Below are 15,987 nucleotides of genomic sequence, written 5' to 3'. Positions count from 1 at the left end.
CGCTACTCCACCTGATAACCACGCCCCGCCAGGCAGGCGGCCAGGGCCTGGCGGAAGCGCTGGGTCAGGTAGGGATCGCCGACCGCACCGGGTCGCTCGGGATCGAAGCCCGACTCGCCAGCGGCGTAGCGGCGGCAATCGTAGCGATCCGTGGCGTAGCGTTCGGGCGGCTGGCCCTGCAAGGGATAGGCGGTGACGTCATAGGCGTCGTAGCCGGTCCCTGGAGGCGCCGCCGTCGTGGTCGGTACTGCAGCGACGTTGGGATCGGCGACGGTGACGAAGCCGCCGCCCGGATCGGTGCGGTAATAGCTGCCCGCGGCGAAATAGTAGGTGGTGCCGCCCATCCACAGCGTTTCGGCAAAGGCCGGCAAGACGCTGACGCGTACCCCGGTCGGCGGCAGGGTCACCACATAGCGCGGCCCCTGGGGCCGATACCAGTAGCCGTCGGCGTAGTAATACTGACTGTCCCGATACCAGACGCGGGTGAAACCGGCCGGCACGCCCGGTACCTCGAAACCGGGTCGCCACTGGGGATTAGCGCCCCAACCGGGACGCGGGCCGGACCAATGCGGGTCCCGCTCCGGTCGTGGGGGTGGCGGCGGCGGATAACTCCGACCGGGCTGGTCAGGCGCCGGCATCATGTAGCCCGGACGCGGCAGCGGGACGGGGCGGTCTTGCCAGGCCGGCTGATAGCCTGGTCGCGGCGGTGGTGGATCGTTGCGCTCCCAGCGCTCCAGCGCCGGACCATTGCCGCGTCCGGGCGAGCCGCCATTCCAGTCACCCTGACCGCGGCCCTGCCAGCGCCCAGCATTGCCTGGGGGAATGACGGGTGGCGGCTGGGCGCCCGGCGGCGGATTCACATAGACGCCGCCCAGGCGATAGTTGTTATCGGCCCAGGCGGGCGCGATGCTCCAGAGCGAAACGCCGGAGAAGACAAGCGCGAACAGCACGGCAGGCGATTTCATCGCACGGCTCCACGAGGGGATGGCCCAGAGTACCCCAAGGCTTGGACCCTCCCCCAGCCCGGCCGTTAGCCGCTCGCCCTATTTGTCGCGGCGCTGCTCCAGGGTCTTGCGCTGCTCGGCCAGGAACGGCTGCTCGGCCGGATCCAGTCGATCCATCCCGGCGACGATGCGGTGCCAATAGGGATACAGCGGCTCGCGACGGGTCGCCGCCTCGATCCGGGCGGACTCCTCTGCCGTCAGCGCCAGCTCCATGGCCGCCAGGTTGTCGTGCAGCTGGGCTTCGCTGCGGGCGCCGACGATCAGGCTGGTGATGCCCGGGCGATCCCTGAGCCAGGCCAGGCAGACCTGGGCTACCGAGACGCCATGGGCATCGCCCACCGCGGCCAGGGTCTCGATGATGTCCAGGGCGCGTTCGGGATCGTGTACATAGGGCTCGGGCCAATCGCTGCCCTGGCGCGTCCCCTGCGGCGCAGGCTTGCCGCGGCGGGTCGAGCCGGTCAGCAGACCCTCGCCCATGGGGCCCCAGACCAGGGTGCCGACCTCTTGGTCGAGGGCCAGCGGCAACAGTTCGTACTCCGCCTCGCGGGATTCCGGGGTGTAATAGATCTGCTGGCTGACCGGCTTGATGAAACCGTGCAGCTCAGCCTTGCCGAGGGTCTTCATCATTTGCCAGCCGGTGTAGTTGCTGGTGCCGAAGTAGCGCACCTTGCCGCTTTGCACCAGGTGGGTCATGGCCTCCAGCGTCTCTTCGATGGGGGTGACCCCGTCCCAGTTGTGCAGCTGGTAGAGATCCAGGTGATCGGTGCCCAGCCGGCGCAGGCTGTTCTCGCAGGCGCGGATCAGGTGATAGCGCGAAGCGCCGCTGTCGTTGGGGTCGTCGCTCATGGCGCTCCGCCCCTTGGATGCCAGCAGTATGTCGTCGCGCTTGTCGCCCAGGGCCTGGCCGACGAGTTCCTCGGCCAGGCCGTAGGAATACAGATCGGCGGTATCCACCAGATTCACCCCGGCGTCGAAGGCGATGTCGAACAGCCGCCGCAGGGTGCGCAGGTCGATGCCCCCGCACTTCTCGAATCCATCGCGACCACCCACCTGCAGGGTGCCGAGGGCGAGTTGGGAAACCAGCAGGCCGGAGTGGCCGAGCGGACGATATTGCATGGTGCCTCCAAGAGTTTTTACCGATAAAGGGTCGACTCCAGGCGTGTTCGGCAAGTTTCAACCGCACAGGAATCGCACTTACAGCGGTCCGCTTGGGTCTATGGCCCCACGCAAGGAGGAAAACACATGTCGAAACACCATCATCACGTTGGCTGGTTCAAGCGTCGCCATGAGGTAAAGCCGGACGACCTCACCATCGTCGACAATTCCCTGGTCAAGCGCGCCGTCGGCGCCGCCGCCCTTGGCAATGCCATGGAGTGGTTCGATTTCGGCGTCTATGGCTACCTGGCCGTGACCCTGGGCAAGGTCTTCTTTCCCGACGGCGATGCCGCCGCCCAGCTGATCGCCACCTTCGCCACCTTTACCGTGGCCTTTCTGGTCCGCCCCCTCGGCGGCATGGTGTTCGGCCCCCTGGGTGACAAGTACGGTCGCCAGAAGGTGCTGGCCCTGACCATGATCATGATGGCCCTGGGCACCTTCAGCATCGGCCTCATCCCCAGCTACGAGAGCATCGGCATCTGGGCGCCTGCCCTGCTGCTGCTGGCACGTGTCGTCCAAGGCTTCTCCACCGGCGGTGAATACGGAGGAGCGGCGACCTTCATCGCCGAGTACGCCACCGACAAGACCCGCGGACGCATGGGCAGCTGGCTGGAATTCGGCACCCTGGCCGGCTATATCGCCGGCGCGGGAACGGTCACGGCGCTCACCGCGGCCCTGACCCAGGAACAGTTGCTCGACTGGGGCTGGCGCGTGCCCTTCTTCATCGCCGGTCCCCTCGGCCTGCTCGGCCTCTATATGCGCCTGAAGCTGGAAGAGACCCCGGCGTTCAAGGCCCACACCGAGGCCAACGAAGGCAAGGCCGCGGACGGTCCGGCGCACAGTCTGCGCGAGCTGTTCACCCTGCATCGGGTCGCCCTGCTCAAGTGCGTCGGCCTGGTGCTGGTGTTCAACGTCACCGACTACATGCTGCTGACCTACATGCCCAGCTATCTGGCGGTGACCATGGGCTACGCCGAGACCAAGGGTCTGCTGCTGATCCTCATCGTCATGGTGGTGATGATGCCGCTCAACATCCTGGGCGGTTTCTTCAGCGACCGCTTGGGGCGCAAGCCGATGATCATTGGTGCGTGCGTGGCGATCCTGGTCCTGGCGATTCCCTGCCTCAAGCTGATCGGCAGCGGCCACGACTGGCTGATCTTCCTCGGCCTGATGCTGCTGGGCATGGCCCTGGCCTGCTTTACCAGCACCATGCCGTCCACCCTGCCGGCGCTGTTCTACACCCCCATCCGCTACAGCGCCCTATCCATCGCCTTCAACATCTCGGTGTCGCTGTTTGGCGGGACCACCCCGCTGGTCACCGCCTGGCTGGTGGAAAAGACCGGCGACCCCCTGGTGCCGGCCTACTACCTGATGGCCGCGGCCGTGATCGGCATCCTGACCATGCTGACCGTGCGCGAAACCGCCGGCCAACCCCTGCGCGGTTCGCCACCCTCGGTAGCCAGCGAAGAAGAGGCCAGGGAATTCCTCGCCAGCGACGCACCCCTGACCGTGGACAAGCAGCCGCCGGGACAGGCGTAAGCCTGAAGGTCTGATCGCGGCCCTGGCGGTCCGCCGCTGCGGTCGCTCCTACAGGCATGAACTACCGTAGGAGCGGCCCATGGCCGCGATGCTCTTCCCCCTTACCCTACCTTCCCCAGACGCCCTCCCCGCTCCCCCCTAAATCCCACGCAAAAGAAAAGGGGAGACCTTGCGGCCTCCCCTTGAATTCGTTGTCCTCTCGCACCGCTCGTGACGGTGGCTGCGATCGACCAGGAATGGTGACCTGGGCGGGCCCGGGCGCGGCGGACGGGATACCGTCGTTGGCGATGCGAAAGGCCCTCCTGGGGCGCCTTCGTTGGACAGCTCTACCGGGCTATCGAAGTTGAGTTCAGCTTACGCCCCTGTGGCCGGCAGAGGTTTGCGTTGTGCACACTCTTTCCTGCCTCTTGCGCAATCCTCGTCCACAAACCTAGCATTAAGCGCAATCGGCTAGCGCAAGGCATGCAAAATGGACAAACTCGATCGCTTCGATCTGAAAATCTTGGCAGAACTGCAGCGCGATGCGCGCCTGTCCAATCAGGAACTGGCCGAACGCATCGGGCTATCGCCCTCCCCCTGCTCGCGACGGGTCAAGCAACTGGAAGACAGCGGCTACATCACCCGTCAGGTCGCCCTGCTGGATCGCAAGAAACTCGGCCTGTCGCTGACCGCCTTCGTCCTCATCGGCATGGACAGACACACCCCCGAGCGCTTCGAGAACTTCCAGGCCATCATCGCCCAGTGTCCTGAGGTGCTGGAGTGCTGCCTGGTCACCGGCATGGATGCGGATTACCAGCTCAAGGTAGTGGTGCCCGACATGGAGCACTACCAGCAGCTGCTGCTGGGCACCCTGACGCGCATCGAGGGCGTTTCCAGCGTGCGGTCGAGCTTCGTGCTCAACCAGATCCTGGCCAGTACCGAGCTACCGCTCAACCACCTGCGGTCCTGAGCGCGGCGCGGCTTCGACGCTGGCGTCGAGAAAACGCGGCAGCACCAGCATGTGCGGTACTGCGAAGGCCGCCAGCACGGCGAACAGGGCGCGGATGCCGGTACGCTCCTGCAGCAGGAACACCAGGCCACCGGCCAGGGTAAACAGCGCAGCGCCCAGCAGGATCGGCCACGTCAGACGCAGATAGGTCTTGAAGGTGGGCGCCCCCAACAAACGTTGGCGCACCCCGGTCTGGGGCGCGGCGTGCAGCAGATAGAAGCCCAGGGCGAACCCCACCAGGGGCGGCGCCAGCACCACGGCCAGCAACGTCACTGCCAACCTGGGGCAACGCTGCTGCCAGGCGGCCAGCAACAGTACCGGCAGTGCCAGCAGCCCACCCAGTAGGAGCACGCGGGCTAGCCAGTCTGCGAGGGCAAGAGAAGCAGCCGGCCCCATGGCCAGGGCCAGCAACCGGGCGACGGCGGCTTCGTGCACCACCGCCGGACCGCCAATGATGAACAGCCCCAGGGCCAGCGAGGTCAGCCGCTTGGGAAACAGCTCGTCTTCATGGGCGAAATGCCAGGCGGAGAGCAACAGGAACAGCAGCAGCGCCGCCGTGCCTGCCAGTTGCCAGCAGAGCAGACAGACAAGGGCCGCTGCCAGATAGCAGCCGATAAAGGCGAGGCGCCGCCCGGGTGCGACTAGGCGCAGATCACTGGCGCCATGCAGCAAGCCCAGACCCAAACCTACCACCAGGGCGTAGGCCAGTTGCCCGGCCCCGCCCGCCAGGCTGGCGAGCCCGGCGGTCAGCACCAGCGCCAGCCAGCCTCGCCCGGTCTCCTGCATCCTTAGACGCCAGTCCGCGCCAGGGCCGCACGCAGATTGCGCTCGGAGGTGAAGGCATAGACCACCTTGGCCAGCACGTCGAGCACCAGGATGATCCAGATGGTCGCCGCATCGCTCACCATCCACCCGCCCTCCGGGCCAATGGCGAAGACCACCGGATAGATCAGCCAGAGCACGGTCAGAAAGCCGGTGTTCTTGCGATAGGCCGCGCCGATCGCGGCATGTTGCCCGGCTAGGGTCGCCAGCGGTTTCCACAGTAGATAGAGCACCCCGACAAAGGCCGCGCAGGACCAGGCGAAGAACACCCACTTGATGGTGCCGTAGGGCGCCAGGGAGGCCACCAGGCCCGTCACGATCATCACCACGTCCAGGGTGACGATGGAGGCTACGAAGCCGCCTTGTCCCTCTTGCTCACGCGCGCCGAGAAAGGCCGAACTCACCACCCCGGCCAGCAGCAGTGGCGTGGTGAAGGTCCAGTCCAGGTAGCGAGCGACATAGGTCACGCTGCCATCCGGCTTGATCAGATTGCCAACCCCCAGGTACATGGCCAGATAGGCCGTAGCGGCGATGAAGGGCACGGCGGCGTGGATCAGGGTGTGGCCGCGTAGCGGACCACGGTGCGCGCCCTTGGCATAGATCGCCAGGGAGGCGAGCGACATGATGACGAAGCCGATTAGCAGAGGGGTCTGACTCATGGGGTTCTCCAGGGGGACGATAGGTGCGCACTGACGGGCCAGGCCCTCTGGAGTAGGGGTTTCTCGGCGACCGCTGCGCTTAAGGTAGAGAAGCCGCAGTGTGAGTTGGTTCAAAATGTTTCAGAGAGTCGCGCGGCGTCCCCCTTGATCGGGATCAAGACGTCCTCAGCAGCGCTCGGGCAGGCTGCGCCGTTTCGTGCCCACTCAGGAATCCGCATGCTGCCGGCCCAGAACGTGATGCTGAGCTACGGACGCTGCTGCGCCAGCCCCGCCTTCTTCGATGATTTCTACCAGCGCTTCCTGGCCAGCTCGCCCCGGGTCCGGGAGAAGTTCGCCCACACCGACATGGCTGCCCAGAAGCTGCTGCTGCGCCACGGCATCATGAATCTGGTCCTGGTGGCCCGCGGCATGCCTACCACCAAACTGCGCCAGCTTGGCGAAAGCCATTGCCGGGCGCGGTTGGACATCGGTCCCGAACTCTACGAAGGCTGGGTCGACTGCCTGCTCGCCACCCTGGCCCAGCACGATGCCGACTTCACCCCCGTCCTGCGCCAGGAATGGCAAGGCGTGCTAGAGGCAGGGATCGCGGTGATGCGCCGTTACTACTGAGCAGGGCCCTGATTGTTGGGCTTCGCTCCGCTCTGCCCAACCTACGAAACCCGTAGGTTGGGCAGAGACAGCTCCACTGTCGAAGCCCAACACCCCAAGGTACCCCAACTTCACCCAAACGCCCCCTCTCCCCCAGGGAGAGGGCCGGGGTGAGGCAAACCAGACCTCGTAGGTTGGGCTGAGACAGCTCCATCGTCGAAGCCCAACACCCCAAGGCACCGCACCCTACCTAACGCCCCTCTCCCTCAGGAAGAGGGCCAGGGTGAGGGCAAACCACACCCCGTAGGTTGGGCTGAGACAGCTCCATCGTCGAAGCCCAACACCCCAAGGCACCGCACCTCATCCAAACGCCCCCTCTCCCCCGGGAGAGGGCCGGGGTGAGGGCAAACCAAACCCCGAAGTACCGCTATCCCCCCCAAAACAGCCCAATACCGGCCACCTGCCAGCCACCATCGGTCGGCCGAGCGCTCCAGTCGCCCACCAAACGCCCTTCCTCGCTTTACCCGCCTTGCCGGTCTGGCTAACGTATGACGAAAGGATTTTTGTGCGCCAGGTCTCGCTTTACCGCGCCCTGCCGCCTCTCGGAATGGATGACCGATGGCCCGCTTTTTCCCCGCTCGCAGCCAATGCCAGTTCGATACCCCCGGTGAACGTCGCTTCGCCGAACGCCTGGAAAAACTGCTCGAAGACGACTACCTCTGCTGGAGCAACGTCCCGGTCGGCCCCAAGGCGCGCTACCCGGATTTCGTCGTACTGCATCCGCGTCGCGGCATCCTGGTGCTGGAGGTCAAGGACTGGAAGCTCGCCACCCTGGAATCCGTCACCCCGGGCAAGGTGCGGCTGCATACCCAGGACGGCCTCAAGACCGTCGCCAATCCCCTGCTGCAAGCCCGCTCCTACATCCTCGAAGTCGACCTGCTGCTGAAAAAGGACCCGCTGCTGCGCCAGAGCGCCGGCTCGCCCCATCCGGGCCAGCTGATCATGCCCTGGGGCTGGGGCGTGGTGCTCACCGGCATCACCCGCCGCCAGTTCGAGCAGACCGACCTGGCCGACGTCCTCGATCCCCAGCGCGTGCTGTTCCAGGACGAGATGACCGAGTCCGCCGACCCGGAAGCCTTCCAGCAACGCCTCTGGGACATGTTCCCCCACGTCTTTCCCTGCGCCCTCACCCTGCCGCAGATCGACCGGGTGCGTTATCACCTCTACCCCGAGGTACGGGTCAACAGCCAGCCCGGCCAATTCGGCTTGTTCGACGCCGCCGAGGCGCCGCTGCCCAGCCTGATCAAGGTCATGGACCTGCAGCAGGAACAGCTGGCGCGCTCCCTAGGCGACGGCCACCGCGTCATCCATGGCGCCGCCGGCAGTGGCAAGACCATGATCCTCGGCTATCGCTGCGCCCACCTGGCCAAGGTCTCGGTCAAACCCATCCTGGTGCTCTGCTACAACAAGTCCCTGGCCGGCCGGCTGCGCCAGGTGATCGAGCAGAAGGGCCTTGGCGAACGGGTGGTGGTTCAGAACTTTCACGCCTGGTGCGCCGAGATGCTCACCGCCTATCAGGTGGACAAGCCGGACCACCGCTTGCCGGTAGCGGCCAAGATGGAGCAGTACGTGCTGCACACCATCGACGCCGTCGACCGCGGCCAGATCCCCCGCGGCCAGTACAGCGCCGTGCTGATCGACGAAGGTCACGACTTCGCCCCCGAGTGGTTCACGCTGGTGGTGCAGATGGTCGACCCCAGCACTCAGTCCCTGCTGGTGCTCTATGACGACGCCCAGGCCATCTACCGCGGCAAGGGCGGCAAGAAGGCGCTGGATTTCAGCTTCGCCAGCGTCGGCATCCAGGCCCAGGGCCGCACCACCATCCTCAAGCTCAACTACCGCAACACGGTGGAGATCCTCGCCGTCGCCCGCGCCTTCGCCACCGAACTGCTGACCAGTCGCGACGCCAGCGAAGACGGCGTGCCCCTGATCGCCCCGGAAAGCGCCGGCCGCCGCGGCCCCTTCCCCGAACTCATCCAGTGCGGCAGCGACCGCGAGGAATGGGACCTGCTCATCGCCCGCATCCGCGACGAACATGCCGCCGGCCGCCCGCTCAGCGACATGGCCATCCTCTACCGCAGCACCCGCCAGGCCTACCAGGCCGAATACGAACTCAAGAAGGTCGCCATCCCCTATCGCTCCGGCGCCAGCAACAAGGGCCGCGCCCAACTCTACGACGCCGAAGATAGCGTCAAGATCGTCAGCATGCACTCCAGCAAGGGACTGGAATTCGGGCTGGTGTTGATTCCCGGACTGGGCGAAATGCCCAAGCAGGGCGAGCCGGAAGCGGATGAGGCGCGGTTGTTGTATGTGGCGATGACTAGGGCGATTGATCGGTTGGTGATGACGTATCAACAAGAGTCTTCGCTTACAAAAAAAGTGAAATCTGCCTTTTAAAAAAATGTGCTATTAGATATCTCAAACCAATCGCAGATGGAGCCTTACAATGGGCGAGTGGTCAAAAAAACTAGGTGAGCACGGTGAAGACATTGTCGAATCTTTGCTAAAGCTAATTGGCTGGCATTCAAGTATAAAAGGAACAGACATTGATTGCTTCAAACAAAAAGAGCATGCCAAAGATGGAAGCCTGAGAAAACAGCACGGCATAGATTTCATCTTTTCCTCACCCTCTCCACTGGAAGACGACCTTCTAAGACACCTACTAGTATCATCTAAATTCTCGTCAAAGCCATACCCCAACTCACCTTCAAGTACTTTTAAATCACATATAAACGACTTAGCAACAGCTATAGAATGCTTCAAAAAGTCAGAAACAAAGAAGAGAATAAACAAAAGCTATCAAAACGTGAACTCCGATTCAGTCTCAGGAGTTCTCTTCTGGATAACAGCGCAGACGATCCATCAACAGATATAGTTCAGCAAGTTTGTAGCGTTAAAGGAATTGATGACTTCCCCTATGGTACGATATATGTAATAGACAATTATAGGGCAAGCTTTTTATACGACACCATAACTTACGCAAGAAGCAGTTTCGGAAAAGAAAACTATAGATTCCTATACCCGTCAACCGGAAAAAACATAGGAACATCTACAAGACTAACCAGCGGCGAAATATTACCTGCCGAATACTTGAATAGTGGAATAATACCCTTCCACATCGAAACTGATAAAAAGAAAATCCTGCTCATTTGTTGCCAAGAAAATTTTTCTGAAAACACTCTAAAACGCCTAATCGGCTTTTCTATGGCAGCGACTTTAGAATTTGCAAACGAAGTACTAATTGCATTTCCTGATTACGAATTCACTAAGCACAAGCAGGATGTAGACATCACAAAAGCCGGCTTAGCCAATAAGAAATTCGCAAGCACAATTAAAGTGAATTCATATAAAAGCGATTTCAGAGGAAGTGAAGAATGACTAACACCATGAATGAGGACTCCATTCTCCCTCAAGGTGAAAGCTTGAGATCCTATCTGGCGCAACCTTATATAAGCAAAGGTGATCTCAAGAGCATCCTGAGAAGCCGTGGAGTTTTTCTATCCAGCTCAGAAAAAGAAAGTAGCATTCCAGCGCTCACACTCACACTTATCAGACCGAGCGAGTTTGCGAACCTTCAGCAAGCATACACTTCAAAAGAGGACAACCCCAAAATAACCACACAAACTATAAAATGGCAGGGAGACAGCGACCTTATAAATGCAATGCCCGACGAGATAAATATAAACAAAATCATAAATTTAGAGTTTGAAACATATAAAGCAATTGGAACGCCAAGCTTTTATCCTGTAAATGGAGATCCAAACACAGTCCGCATGGACTTCACAATTGAACGTCTAAACAGATCCAAAAACTGGGTCGAGACAAAAAGAAACTTTAGAGCTTCTATAGAAATCAAAAAAGACAAAGAAAACAATGAATTAATAATAATCAGCACACATACCGCCCCAGAAACAAAAAAAACAAACACCGCACTGTCCAGCTACCTAATAACTCATCTAAAGTCAAAAAATGCGATCCCTGCCGAAGAAAAAGCAAAATCTATCACCTTTAGCGATTTTACAAACGAAACCAGATTTTCTTATTTGCTCGGCCTCACAAAAGAGAGCCGACTAACAACGCTAACTTTTTTAGAGATAGTAGATATCGGACTCACACCCGATCCCGAAATAGCTTTACCAAAAGATTTAGAATGGTTAAAAGAAAGAATCAGAAGTCTAGATTTAAAGGGAATAACCCTAGAAGAATCGGAATTTTTGACAAAGCTATCCTATCGGCATTCACTGCATTTGCACAGAGTGGATTCAAAATTTAGATTTAGCGTCTCTGGGCTTGATGGCGACTGCGTCATATCGATAAGCTTCCCTGAATTTACAGCAAGCCAAAACAAAGCGAGCGAAATCGAAATGAAAATAAAAAACATAACATTTGAAAAAATAAATAAATCCATGGATAGAAATGATGCAAAAGAAGAAATATTAAAAGAACTAGAATTTGAAAAAGTAAACTCTTTTAAAAAGCTTCAAAACCGACCATAAGCCAGCACGGGCGGATTATTAATCCCACTCACTTACTCGATTAAAAGCCTCACAAACGCCTCCGCCTGCGGCGACACCTCATCCCGGCGCCTGAGCAACCACACCGCCGAGGTCGCCTCCGGATCGTCCAGATCGCGATACACCAGCCCTTCCATCTGGGTGCGCTGGTAGGTGGCGGGCAGCACGGTGACGCCGAGGCCGGCGGCGACCAGGCCGAGGATGATGAGGACTTCGCTGGCCTCTTGGACGATGCGCGGGGTGAAGCCGGCGCGGGCGGCGAGGCCGTGGAGCTGCTGGTAGAGGCCGGTGCCGAAGCTGCGCGGGAAGTAGACGAAGGGCTCGGCGGCGAGGGCGGCCAGGGGCAGCGGGCCGCAGCCCTGCTGGGCCAGGGGATGGTCGTGGCGCAGGGCGACCACCAGGGGTTCGCGGAAGAGTTCGACCGCCACCAGGGCGTCGGGCAATTCGATGGGGCGGATCAGGCCGATCTGCAGGTTGCCGGCGAGCATGGCGTCGATCTGTTCGCGACTGCTCATCTCCTGCAGTTGCAGGCGCACCTCGGGATAGGCGCGGCGGTAGGCGAACAGCGTCTTGGGGATAGTGGCGACGAAGGGCGAGGAGGCGCTGAAGCCCACCTGCAATTGCCCGGTCTCACCGCGGCCGGCACGACGGACCCGTTCGGCGGCGCGTTCGCTGGCCAGGAGGATCTGCCGGGCCTCGTCGAGAAACAGCCGGCCGGCCTCGGTCAGGGCGACGCGTCGATTGGTGCGTTCCAGCAGACGTGTGCCCAGCTCGCTTTCCAGGGCCTGGATCTGCTGACTGAGCGGTGGCTGGGAGAGATTTAGGCGCTGGGCGGCGCGGCCGAAGTGCAGCTCCTCGGCCACCGCCACGAAATACCTCAGGTGGCGCAATTCCATACGTCTTCCATTGAGTCGCAAAACCTATCAATCGAGACGGACAATATATTGGATATATGGCAGCTGCCAGCCTAGGGTGGTGAGGTCAGACCTGCCCTGAGGTACCCGTGAACACGTCCCGGTCGTCCGCCACGCCCCCTACCCCCCCGCTGGAAACCCGCCCTGCCGCCAATGAGCCGCAGCACGCACCGGACGCCTTCATCGAGAAAGGTACGCCGCAATTCCTGCGCACCGCCCTGGCGCTGTTCTGCGGCGGCTTCGCCACCTTCGCCCTGCTCTATTGCGTGCAGCCGCTGATGCCGATCTTTTCCCAGGCCTTTGGCCTGACCGCCGCGGCCAGCAGTCTGTCGCTGTCCCTGGCCACCGGCCTGATGGCCTGCGGTCTGCTGGTGACCGGACCGATTTCCGATGCCATCGGGCGCAAGTCGGTGATGGTCTATGCGCTGTTCGCCGCAGGTGGCTTCACCCTGCTCAGCGCCCTGATGCCCACCTGGGACGGCATCCTGGTGACCCGTGCCCTGGTCGGGCTGTCGCTGGCCGGGGTGGCGGCGGTGGCCATGACCTACCTGGCCGAAGAGGTGCATCCCGAACACCTGGGCTATGCCATGGGCCTCTACATCAGTGGCAACGCCCTGGGCGGGATGTCCGGCCGGGTGATCAGCGGGGTGCTGGTGGATTTCGTCTCCTGGCGCATTGCCCTCGGCGCCCTGGGGGTGCTGGCCCTGGTGGCGGCGGTGCTGTTCAAGCGCAGCCTGCCAGCCTCGAAGCGCTTTCAGCCGCGGCCGCTGCGGCCGCGCAGCCTGCTCGCCGGCTATGCCCTGCACTTTCGCGATGCCGGGCTGCCCTGGCTGTTCCTGGAGGCCTTCCTGCTGATGGGCGCCTTCGTCACCCTGTTCAACTACATCGCCTATCGCCTGCTGGCCGAACCCTACCACCTGAGCCAGGCCTGGATCGGCGTGCTGTCACTGGTCTATCTGGCGGGGATCTACAGCTCGGCCAAGTTCGGCAGCCTGGCCGATCGTTTCGGCCGGCGTCAGGTATTCGCTGGCGCCATCGTGCTCAAGCTGTGCGGTCTGCTGCTGACCCTGTTCACCCCGCTGTGGCTGGTGCTGCCGGGGATGCTGCTGTTCACCTTCGGCTTCTTCGGCGCCCATTCGGTGGCCAGCAGTTGGGTCGGGCGGCGCGCGCGCCAGGCGCGGGGTCAGGCCTCCTCGCTCTATCTGTTCAGTTACTACGCCGGTTCCAGCGTGGCCGGCACCCTGGGTGGCTTCTGCTGGCACCTGGGCGGCTGGACCGGTGTCGGTCTGTTCATCGGCGCCCTGCTGCTCGCGGCCCTCGCCGTGGCGGTCCGGCTGTCCAGGTTGCAGCCGCTACCAGCGGCGTGACTGCAGGCCTTGACCGCTCCCTTGAGGTTGAAACGCCTCTGGAGCGGTCCCTGCAGCCATGATCGCGATAACCATCAGCGACAGCTTCACCTTTACCTTCACCTCTCTTGCCCAAATCACCGCTTCCACTGCCGCTCGTCGCACGGAGCGGCGTTTCGTGCCCTGAAAAGGGGCCCTCTACCTCCCGCCACGCTAGCCTGTCCCTGGCTTCGCGGCATGACTGTCACCTCTTAGCAAAGTTCAGACAAATGTTTGCCTAGGGTGGGAGCCGCTTGGATAATGCGCGCCGAACGCTGCAATACCCTGCTCATCAGGGATAGATGAAACGGCAAGCACGTAAGGCTCCGGGGTAGATTCGGCTGTGAACATGCACTTCCAGATTAGCGATTGGCGCGCCTGGGCGCCTGGTCTTGGCGACCAGGACGCCTGGCGGCAGTGGTGCGCCGCGCCCTGGTGTCCGGCGGACGACGGCAGCCAACCCGATGCCAGCTTCCTGCCGGCCATGCAGCGCCGCCGCCTGAGCCGGCTGGCGCGCATGACCTTCCAGGTGGCCTGGCCGTTGGCCGACGCCCATGGCGAGCCGCTGCCGCTGATCTTCGCCTCGCGCCACGGCGAGACCCCGCGCACCCTGGCCATCCTCCAAGAGCTGGCCCGCGGCGAGCCGCTCTCCCCGACCCAGTTCAGCCTTTCGGTGCACAACGCCATCATCGGCCAGTGGTCGATCCTGCGCGGCGATCACAGCGAGATGAATGCCCTGGCCACTGGCCGCGATGGTCTCGAACACGCCGTGCTGGAAGCCTCCACCCTGCTCGCCGAAGGCGCCAGCGGGGTGCTGGTGGTGATCGCCGAAGAGGCGCCGCCTACCCTCTATGCGCCCCAGATCGATGACGTTCCCTTTCCCTATGCCGTGGGCCTGCTGCTCACTCCTGGCAGCAGCCATGGCCTGAGCGGCGAGCCGGCCCCGGCGGACGCCGCGACCAGCGTCTGGCCGCATGCTCTGGAACTGCTGCGCCTGCTGCAAGCACGCGGCGAGCGCCACCTCGCCTATGCCGGGCGCGCCTGGCACTGGCAGGCGGAGGCTTGCGGATGAGCGGCCGGCTGGACTATGGCTATCGCCTGCTGGCCACGGGGCTCAACTTCGTGGTGTTCGGCTGCGGCGCCCTGGTCTTTCGCCTGCTGATCCTGCCGCTCCTGCTGGTGATGCCGGGCGATCCCCTGCGCCGCCGCCAGCGTGCGCGGCGGGCCAATGCCCGGCTGTTCCGCTTCTTCGTCGCCTTCATGGTGCTGACCCGGGTGATGAATCTGCGTATCCAGGGCCGCGAGCGGCTGGGTCGTCCGGGCCAGCTGATCATCGCCAACCACCCCTCACTGATCGACGTGGTGGTGCTCATCGGCCTGGTGCCCGACGCCAATTGCGTGGTCAAGCAGGGTCTCTGGCAGAACCCCTATCTCAAGCGGCAGATCCAGGCCGCCGGCTACATCAGCAACAACGGCAGCGCCGAGATGCTCGACGAAGCCGCCGACGCCCTGCGCGAAGGCCAGACGCTGATCATCTTTCCCGAGGGTACCCGCACCACCCCCGGCGAGCCGCCGCGCTTCCATCGTGGCGCCGCGGCCATCGCCCTGCGCGGCGCCCGCTGCATCACCCCGGTCATTATCCGCGTGGTACCCAGCACCCTGACCAAGGCCACGCCCTGGTATCGCATTCCCGCGCGGCGCTTCGACTTCCAGCTGGAAGTGGGCGCCGACATCGACCCCACCACCTTCGCCGGGCGGCCGTTGCCGCTGGCGTCGCGTGAACTCAACGACCAGCTGCACCAGCTCTACCTGAAGGAAACCGGCAACCATGACTGATCTCAACCTTGAGCTCAAAAGCCTGATCATCGAGGCGCTCGGCCTCGAGGACGTCACCGTCGACGACATCGGCGACGACCAGATCCTGTTCGGCGACGGCCTGGGCCTGGATTCGGTGGACGCCCTGGAGCTGGGCCTGGCGATCCAGAAGCGCTACGGCATCCGCATCGACGCCGAGGCCAAGGACACCCGCACCCATTTCGCCAACGTCAACGCCCTTGCGGCCTTCGTCGCCGCCCAGCGCGCCGCCTGAGGAGATCGCTATGCAAAGCCGTGAAGCCATCTTCGAGACCCTGCGCAGCGCCCTGGTCGAACTCTTCGAACTGGAGCCCGAGCGGGTGACCCTGGAGGCCAACCTCTACGAGGACCTGGAGATCGACAGCATCGACGCCGTTGACCTGATCGACCACCTGCGCCGCCAGACCGGGCACAAGATCGCCGCCGAGCAATTCCGCCAGGTGCGCACCGTGGGTGACGTGGTCGAGGCCGTCCATCGCATCAGCCAGGCGGACGCCTGATCCGC

General features: G+C 62.5%; 16 protein-coding genes. 11 read left to right on the top strand and 5 right to left on the bottom strand.

The window, feature by feature from the left end; translation table 11 throughout:
- Window positions 1-2 precede the first annotated feature (2 nt).
- Both NRG74_RS20530 and NRG74_RS20525 read right to left on the bottom strand, forming a co-directional pair.
- The gene (locus NRG74_RS20530) at window positions 3-965 is read right to left on the bottom strand and encodes a DUF6515 family protein (RefSeq protein WP_160921869.1); all 963 of its coding nucleotides are present in this window, start codon (window positions 963-965) and stop codon (window positions 3-5) included.
- Between the two features lie 78 nt (window positions 966-1,043).
- Window positions 1,044-2,120, bottom strand: coding sequence for an aldo/keto reductase (locus NRG74_RS20525; RefSeq protein ID WP_064307590.1), 1,077 nt, complete (start codon window positions 2,118-2,120; stop codon window positions 1,044-1,046).
- 126 nt (window positions 2,121-2,246) lie between these two features.
- On the opposite strand from NRG74_RS20525, the gene proP reads away from it, so the two are divergent.
- Together proP and NRG74_RS20515 are read left to right on the top strand one after the other, a co-directional pair.
- Window positions 2,247-3,698: a glycine betaine/L-proline transporter ProP gene (gene proP / locus NRG74_RS20520; RefSeq protein WP_017642711.1), complete on the top strand. Its 1,452-nt coding sequence runs from the start codon at window positions 2,247-2,249 to the stop codon at window positions 3,696-3,698.
- 469 nt (window positions 3,699-4,167) lie between these two features.
- Window positions 4,168-4,647, top strand: coding sequence for an Lrp/AsnC family transcriptional regulator (locus tag NRG74_RS20515; protein ID WP_017642712.1), 480 nt, complete (start codon window positions 4,168-4,170; stop codon window positions 4,645-4,647).
- Here NRG74_RS20515 and NRG74_RS20510 read toward each other — a convergent pair.
- Both NRG74_RS20510 and NRG74_RS20505 read right to left on the bottom strand, forming a co-directional pair.
- Window positions 4,621-5,472 carry a Brp/Blh family beta-carotene 15,15'-dioxygenase gene (locus NRG74_RS20510; RefSeq protein ID WP_257705177.1) on the bottom strand — a complete coding sequence of 284 codons (852 nt, stop codon included), beginning with the start codon at window positions 5,470-5,472 and terminating at the stop codon, window positions 4,621-4,623. The two genes, NRG74_RS20515 and NRG74_RS20510, sit on opposite strands and share 27 nt — an antisense overlap.
- A gap of 2 nt (window positions 5,473-5,474) precedes the next feature.
- Window positions 5,475-6,167 (bottom strand): bacteriorhodopsin, encoded by a 693-nt coding sequence (locus NRG74_RS20505; RefSeq protein WP_257705176.1) that lies wholly within the window; start codon window positions 6,165-6,167, stop codon window positions 5,475-5,477.
- Window positions 6,168-6,383: 216 nt separating this feature from the next.
- Between NRG74_RS20505 and NRG74_RS20500 the strand changes: the two genes are divergently transcribed.
- From NRG74_RS20500 to gapS4b, 4 genes are all read left to right on the top strand, one after another.
- A complete protein-coding gene (locus NRG74_RS20500) occupies window positions 6,384-6,776 on the top strand; it encodes a globin domain-containing protein (protein WP_257705175.1) in 393 nt (130 codons plus the stop codon).
- A gap of 597 nt (window positions 6,777-7,373) precedes the next feature.
- Window positions 7,374-9,212 (top strand): 3'-5' exonuclease, encoded by a 1,839-nt coding sequence (locus NRG74_RS20495; RefSeq protein ID WP_257705174.1) that lies wholly within the window; start codon window positions 7,374-7,376, stop codon window positions 9,210-9,212.
- Between the two features lie 357 nt (window positions 9,213-9,569).
- Complete coding sequence (locus NRG74_RS20490) at window positions 9,570-10,193, top strand: hypothetical protein (RefSeq protein WP_257705173.1); 624 nt, start codon at window positions 9,570-9,572, stop codon at window positions 10,191-10,193.
- Entirely contained in the window at window positions 10,190-11,311 is a 1,122-nt protein-coding gene (gene gapS4b, locus NRG74_RS20485) for a GapS4b family protein (RefSeq protein WP_257705172.1), read from the top strand. Before NRG74_RS20490 ends, gapS4b begins: the two co-directional genes overlap by 4 nt.
- Before the next feature lie 32 nt (window positions 11,312-11,343).
- Here gapS4b and NRG74_RS20480 read toward each other — a convergent pair whose 3' ends face one another.
- Window positions 11,344-12,225, bottom strand: a complete 882-nt coding sequence (locus NRG74_RS20480; RefSeq protein WP_257705171.1) for a LysR substrate-binding domain-containing protein — start codon at window positions 12,223-12,225, stop codon at window positions 11,344-11,346.
- Window positions 12,226-12,332: 107 nt separating this feature from the next.
- Between NRG74_RS20480 and NRG74_RS20475 the strand changes: the two genes are divergently transcribed.
- The 5 genes from NRG74_RS20475 to NRG74_RS20455 all read left to right on the top strand — a co-directional run bounded on the left by NRG74_RS20475 (window position 12,333) and on the right by NRG74_RS20455 (window position 15,982).
- Complete coding sequence (locus NRG74_RS20475; RefSeq protein WP_437181162.1) at window positions 12,333-13,610, top strand: MFS transporter; 1,278 nt, start codon at window positions 12,333-12,335, stop codon at window positions 13,608-13,610.
- Between the two features lie 367 nt (window positions 13,611-13,977).
- The gene (locus NRG74_RS20470; protein ID WP_257705170.1) at window positions 13,978-14,700 is read left to right on the top strand and encodes a beta-ketoacyl synthase chain length factor; all 723 of its coding nucleotides are present in this window, start codon (window positions 13,978-13,980) and stop codon (window positions 14,698-14,700) included.
- Window positions 14,697-15,464, top strand: a complete 768-nt coding sequence (locus NRG74_RS20465) for a lysophospholipid acyltransferase family protein (RefSeq protein WP_184290155.1) — start codon at window positions 14,697-14,699, stop codon at window positions 15,462-15,464. The genes NRG74_RS20470 and NRG74_RS20465 overlap by 4 nt, the downstream gene beginning before the upstream one ends.
- Complete coding sequence (locus NRG74_RS20460; RefSeq protein WP_017642722.1) at window positions 15,457-15,717, top strand: phosphopantetheine-binding protein; 261 nt, start codon at window positions 15,457-15,459, stop codon at window positions 15,715-15,717. The genes NRG74_RS20465 and NRG74_RS20460 overlap by 8 nt, the downstream gene beginning before the upstream one ends.
- Window positions 15,718-15,727: 10 nt before the next feature.
- Window positions 15,728-15,982, top strand: coding sequence for an acyl carrier protein (locus tag NRG74_RS20455; RefSeq protein WP_027599969.1), 255 nt, complete (start codon window positions 15,728-15,730; stop codon window positions 15,980-15,982).
- Window positions 15,983-15,987 lie beyond the last annotated feature (5 nt).

The sequence above is a fragment of the Pseudomonas oryzihabitans genome (assembly GCF_024652905.1).
Lineage (GTDB): Bacteria > Pseudomonadota > Gammaproteobacteria > Pseudomonadales > Pseudomonadaceae > Chryseomonas > Chryseomonas benzopyrenica.
The sequence above is the reverse complement of the archived record's forward strand: the minus strand, read 5'-3'. Positions and strand labels throughout refer to the sequence as shown.